This is a genomic window from Peptostreptococcus anaerobius VPI 4330 = DSM 2949, assembly GCF_000381525.1.
GTDB classification, from domain to species: Bacteria; Bacillota; Clostridia; order Peptostreptococcales; family Peptostreptococcaceae; genus Peptostreptococcus; species Peptostreptococcus anaerobius.
The window spans coordinates 1-6,013 of sequence record NZ_KB906659.1; the positions used below are offsets into that span (position 1 = coordinate 1).

Consider the following 6,013-nt stretch of genomic DNA (forward strand, 5'->3'; position numbering starts at 1 on the left):
AGACGAACATCTTCGAAACCGTATGAGAATAGTCATCTGGAAACAGTGGAAAACCAGTGAGAAAAGGATGTGGGGGTTAAAGAAACTTGGCGTACCCGAATGGATGGCAAGACAATCCGTAGGATTTGCAGACCATTATCAGGCGGTAGCAAAAACAGCCGGACTTCGCAAGATAACAAAAGAAATCCTCGCAAAGCGAGGACTCATTAGTTGTTTAGATTATTACATGAATTGAACCGCCGTATGCCGAACGGCACGTACGGTGGTGTGAGAGGGAGGAGAAAGTCCTCCCTACTCGATTGTATATTTATTAGGTTGTTCTATTTAAATATTGGTCCGATACTTATTAGTGATAATGAAAATATGATGGCCATTATGACTATAAGGATATTTTCTACCATATTGCAAAATAAGGAGCCGACTCTCAAAGGAAACAGGCTATAGTTTTTTGAACTAAAGGGGTAGAAAAGAGGTATCCCCATTTTGGTTGTCAGATCAAGCACTAGGTGACTTGAGTAAGCTATAGTAGACAAGATAGCCAGATGCCTGATACCGGTCTGTACTTCAACTAGGTGGACAAGTCCATAGACTATAAGTAACATAATGAGTGAGTGGGTTAGTTTCCTGTGTTTTAAAAATGGAAACAGTGACAATAAACTACTGATAAAAACAAGTCCCAAATTAAAATCAAAAAGATAAAAATTAAGAGACAGTATAAAGAAAAATATAAATATAAATATATTTCTTAATTTACCAGCTGTGAATTTTTTTGTTGTAAGGGTTACCACAATCACCGAGATACCGAGTGCCAGGTAGAAGTTTTTACCAACTTTCTGGGAGTAGTAAAAAAGGACTATTGCTAAGAAGTATGATAGCAGGGTGTGGATTTTTTTTGTAGTATCTTTTCTTATGATATTGTTCATAACATTGGAATTGGACTCGTCTAGGTCCGCCACAATAGAGCAAAATAAGACACTAGCCAGTCCAACAGGTCCTATAGGAATATTGTAAAGTATTGCAAGTTCTAGGCTTGATAGGCTGCCTAGGATCAAGTGTGTTTTACCCCTCATAATAAATCCTTTCCTTTATCTTCATATTCTCAGTTTATCATACATAAATTGAAACAAAATGTCAAATATCGCTATTCTATATAAAAAATATTTTAAAAGGTATAAAAGTGTGGTATTATATATAGTAACATTTGTGTTCGTGATTAAGTTAAATAAAATAAAAAGGAGAGTAGATTTTGTCAAGAAATAATAACGATAAGATAAAGATTATACCTCTAGGTGGTCTAAACGAAATTGGTAAAAATATGACCCTTATTGAGTATAAGGACGAGATAATAGTAATAGACGCAGGTCTATGTTTCCCAGAAGATGAGTTGTTGGGAATTGATATAGTAATACCAGATATTACATATTTAGAGAAGAATATAGACAAGGTGAAGGGGATATTTATCACTCACGGTCATGAGGACCACATTGGAGCAATGCCTTACATCTTGAAGAAGATTAACGTTCCAGTGTATGGTTCAGCCTTGAGTATGGAGCTTGTAAAGGTAAAACTAAAAGAACACAGGATTACAAAGGCTAAACTCAATACGGTAGGTTCTAGGGACCAGATTAAGTTAAAGAATATGTGCGTGGAATTTATAAGAGTTAACCATTCTATACCGGATGCTTACTCTATAGCAGTACATACTAATCAAGGGGTTATATACCATACGGGAGACTTTAAGATAGACCTTACACCTATCGATGGTGAAATGATGGATATACATAGGATATGCCAGATTAGTGACGAAGAGGGTATCCTATTGATGATGGCGGATTCAACAAATGCAGACAAGCCAGGTTCTACAATGTCTGAAAAGAGCGTGGGAGCAGGTCTTGATGATCTATTCAAAAAGGCTCAGAATTCGAGGATAATTGTTGCTACATTTGCATCTAATATTCACAGGCTACAGCAGATAGCTGATGCAGCCAAGCAGTACGGAAGAAAGGTAGCAGTATCAGGAAGATCTATGGTCAATATATTAGGTGTTGCCAAGGATTTAGGATATTTGACTACAGATGAGCATATAATTGATTTAAACGATATACACAAGTATAAGGATGAAGAACTTGTCATAATCACAACAGGTTCTCAGGGTGAACCAATGTCAGCCCTAGCAAGAATGGCTAATTCAGAACACAAAAAAGTAGAGATAAAGAAGGGTGACCTAGTTATTATCTCAGCCCATCCTATACCAGGAAATGAAAAGACAGTATCAAAAATCATAAACTTCCTACTAGAAAAGGGAGCAGAGGTTGTATCTAGTGACATAGCTGATATACACGTATCTGGTCATGCTAGACAGGATGAATTAAAGCTGATGCAGGCATTTGCCAAGCCAAAGTTCTTCTTGCCAGTACATGGTGAGTACAAGATGCTAAAGAGACATGCAGAGCTTGCAAAGAGTGTAGGTACTAACCCGGATAATATATTTATAATATCCAATGGAGATATCCTTGAGGTGGATAGGAGGTCTGCTAGAAAGGCCGGAAGAGTAGCCTCAGGTAGAATTCTTATAGACGGTCTTGGGGTTGGAGATGTTGGTAATATTGTCCTTAGGGATAGAAAGCACCTATCAGAAGATGGACTTATGACTATTGTTGTAACCCTATCTAAGGAAGATGGTAGGATACTTGCAGGTCCAGACATCATATCAAGAGGATTTGTATATGTGAGAGAGTCTGAGGGCTTGATGGATGGCGCAAAGGCTATAATAAACAATGTATTTGAACAGTGTGAGTCAAAGAATATAAAAGAATGGGCTTATATCAAGAATACTATAAAGGAAGAACTAAAGGATTATCTGTATATTAAGACTAAGAGAAATCCTATGATATTGCCTATATTGATGGAAGTATAGAAAGAGTCGTTAAGGGGTCAACCAAGGGCTGATAGCTATTGGTTGTCCTCTTATTTTTGTAAAATAAGAATTAATAGTATCTAAAGGTTCTTGTTTTATAATCTCTTTAGTACTATTTTAAGGAGGAAAAAATGAATTTTGATATAAATTTTTTAAATTCAATTTCATCGTTTTTGACGAGTGCTTTGGCCATCTTGTTTGCAATTTCAATTCACGAGTTTGGTCATGCCTATGTAGCTCATTTAAACGGTGATGATACAGCCAAAAATATGGGAAGGATGACTATTAATCCCATAGACCATATTGATCCATTTGGTATGTTGATGATGTTTTTGATACATTTTGGATGGGCAAAGCCAGTGCCTGTCAACCCATACAACTACAGGAATCTGAGATTAGGGAATATTACTGTATCCTTGGCTGGTATAGCATTCAACATTGTTTCTGCAATAGTATTTGCAATAATGAGTAGGTTTATAACTAGTCCCCTGTTTTCAGACATATTTGTTGCTATGATTACCTATAATATTGGTTTTGCAGCCTTTAATATACTTCCTATACCACCACTTGATGGTTGGAACGTATTGGCAACATTTTTACCAGCTAGAATAGTAGAGAAGATGTATGCCTACTCAAACTACGCCTATATACTATTTATAGTCCTTATGTTTTCAGGTAAGCTAACATATATACTGAGTCCTATCTATGGGCTGTTTTTGGGCTTAGTCAGGTTGTTCTTGTAATATAAATTAATTAAGTGAGGTGAAGTGCGTGTCTTACAGCGTGCAGACGGGAATATACGAAGGGCCTATGGACCTTTTGTTTGATTTGATAAATAAAAATAAAATAGACATAAGGGACATATCTATAGTTGAAATAACAGACCAGTATGTTGAGTATGTAGATAGTATGCAGGGAATCGACCTTGATACTGCCAGTGACTTTATAGCTATGGCATCAAAACTCTTAGAGATAAAGTCTAGATATGTTCTCTACCAGAAAGACAAGTCCTTGGACCAGGAAGACCCTAGACTTGAACTTGTCCAAAAAATAGAGGAGTACAAAAAGTACAAAAATATATCTGAAGACTTGCTTCCAAGGGTTAGTGAGTATGACAGGAGATATTATAGGAGTGCTCCTAATAACCATAGTTCTGACCTTGTATATGACCTAGGATCAATAAATCTTGATAAGATAATAGATATACTGCCTAGCTTGTTCTCAGACAAGGACTTGGTCAAAATGGAAGAAAAGCTAGAAAAGAATCAAAAACTAAAGACCATTGTCAAGAACAAGATCGTATCTGTAGAAGATAAGATAACATACATAAGAGAGATGTTAAAGGATGGTGCAATCCTAGATTTTTCTAATATAAGTAAAGAGCAGGATAAAAAAGAGATTATCGCCAGTTTTCTTGCTGTACTTGAGATGGTCAAGTTAAAGGAAGTTCAGATTGTACAGGAAAAATTCTACGACCAGATAAAAATTATTAAGTTGAACCAGGAGTAATATATGAGAAGAAGTGATATCAAAAATATAATAGAAGCTATAATGTTTTCGTATGCAGAACCTATTTCAATAAAAGAATTAAATATGGCTATAAATGAAGAGCTTTCTTTTAAGGAAATTGAACTTATGCTGAATAAACTTATAGAGGAATATAAGGAAAACAAAAGGGGCATACAGATAATTAAGTTAAACGATAAATACCAAATGTGTTCGAATGATGAATATTGTGACTTTGTTAAGAGAGTTGTTGAACCCAACAAGAAGAAAAACCTTAGTCAGGCAACTTTTGAGTCCTTGATAATAATTGCTTATAAGCAGCCTATAACAAAAAATGACCTAGAAGAGATCAGGGGAGTCAAGTGCGACAAGGTAATAGCCACACTTATAGACAACAACCTTATATATGAGGCTGGCAGGCTCAACAAAACAGGTAAGCCTATAATCTATAGGACTACTGATGAATTTTTAAAATTACTAGACATTCAGTCTCTTGAGGAGCTGCCGGATAACCCAAATAGTAATGGAATAGACTAGAATTGAAATAATAAAGAAAGAATTATATTAATATCAAGAAATTCTTAATTAATATTTATGTATAATTTATAAAATTTTATAAAAAAATTGTGAAACTTTAAATTTATTTAATTTAGGTCTTTTCATTATATAGGATTTATGGTATATTAAAATTGTTAATATATTTTATTCGAAAAGCCAATGGCTAGGGAGATTATTATTTTAAGTATTGGAGGCAAAAAAATGGAAGATAAGGAATTAGCACTTCTAATTTTACAGAATCTAAACTTATTTGACAATCTTATCAAAAATATTGCAGGTACAGGAACTAAGAAAATACAGAAGTTAACTTCTAAGCAGTTTTTTACACTAGAGCAAGTTAAGAAATATGATAAGATTGAATTAAAGAATCTAAGTAAGGACTTGTATGTATCAACATCAAGCCTATGTATTCTTTTAAATAAGATGGTAGAACTAGGATATGTCTTTAGAGAAGAGGATGAAAAAGATAGAAGAAATACATTCTATGGTCTAACTGAAGAAGGTAAAGAAGTACTTAAGAGCGAAGAAGATAGGATAGCTACATCAATAGCTAATAATATGTCTAGTTTTGATGAAAAGTTTAAGAAGAGTCTAGAAAAGAGCTTGTCAGTTCTATTTAAGGCGACTGAAAAACTTTATTAATTCTTAAGAATCTTTATCTAAAGATTGCATCTAAATTAATAATATGTGATAATAAAAATACGTGTACATTGATGTGTACCCATAAAACTGGACACATTAATATTTAGTTTACATTCATGGATGCTAACCTATACAAAGTAGGTGGCATCCATTTTGTTTTCTTCTGAATCCTTTCGTTGTTGTAGTAGTATATATATTCATCTATTGCTTTTGAAAACTCTTTAAATGTCTTAAAATCTCTCTCATATCCATAATACATCTCTGTTTTTAGTCTGCCAAAGAATGTTTCCATAATACAGTTATCGTAGCAGTTTCCTTTTTTTGACATTGACTGCGTTATTTGATGCTTTTCTAGTTCTTTAATGTAGTAGCTGTTTTGATATTGCCATC

Annotated in this window: 8 protein-coding genes; 6 read left to right on the forward strand and 2 right to left on the reverse strand. The window is 34.3% G+C overall.

Annotated elements, in window-relative coordinates; translation table 11 throughout:
- On the forward strand, positions 1-235 hold a 235-nt coding region (locus F823_RS0110070; RefSeq protein WP_019595651.1), incomplete at its 5' end, for a hypothetical protein.
- An 85-nt stretch (positions 236-320) separates the two neighbouring features.
- On the opposite strand, the gene F823_RS0110075 is transcribed toward F823_RS0110070, so the two are convergent.
- On the reverse strand, positions 321-1,070 hold the full coding sequence (locus F823_RS0110075) for a metal-dependent hydrolase (protein WP_002845948.1): 750 nt from the start codon (positions 1,068-1,070) through the stop codon (positions 321-323).
- A gap of 176 nt (positions 1,071-1,246) precedes the next feature.
- Between F823_RS0110075 and F823_RS0110080 the strand changes: the two genes are divergently transcribed.
- The 5 genes from F823_RS0110080 to F823_RS0110100 all read left to right on the forward strand — a co-directional run bounded on the left by F823_RS0110080 (position 1,247) and on the right by F823_RS0110100 (position 5,623).
- Positions 1,247-2,917, forward strand: coding sequence for a ribonuclease J (locus tag F823_RS0110080; protein WP_002845950.1), 1,671 nt, complete (start codon positions 1,247-1,249; stop codon positions 2,915-2,917).
- Positions 2,918-3,048: 131 nt separating this feature from the next.
- Positions 3,049-3,660, forward strand: coding sequence for a site-2 protease family protein (locus tag F823_RS0110085; RefSeq protein WP_002845951.1), 612 nt, complete (start codon positions 3,049-3,051; stop codon positions 3,658-3,660).
- 28 nt (positions 3,661-3,688) lie between these two features.
- Complete coding sequence (locus tag F823_RS0110090; protein WP_026333387.1) at positions 3,689-4,426, forward strand: segregation and condensation protein A; 738 nt, start codon at positions 3,689-3,691, stop codon at positions 4,424-4,426.
- 3 nt (positions 4,427-4,429) lie between these two features.
- Positions 4,430-4,960 (forward strand): SMC-Scp complex subunit ScpB, encoded by a 531-nt coding sequence (scpB, locus tag F823_RS0110095; protein ID WP_002845953.1) that lies wholly within the window; start codon positions 4,430-4,432, stop codon positions 4,958-4,960.
- Positions 4,961-5,182: 222 nt separating this feature from the next.
- Positions 5,183-5,623: a MarR family winged helix-turn-helix transcriptional regulator gene (locus F823_RS0110100; RefSeq protein WP_002844071.1), complete on the forward strand. Its 441-nt coding sequence runs from the start codon at positions 5,183-5,185 to the stop codon at positions 5,621-5,623.
- Between the two features lie 103 nt (positions 5,624-5,726).
- On the opposite strand, the gene F823_RS0110105 is transcribed toward F823_RS0110100, so the two are convergent.
- A partial coding sequence (locus F823_RS0110105; RefSeq protein WP_019595748.1) for an IS3 family transposase occupies positions 5,727-6,013 on the reverse strand: 287 nt, incomplete at its 5' end.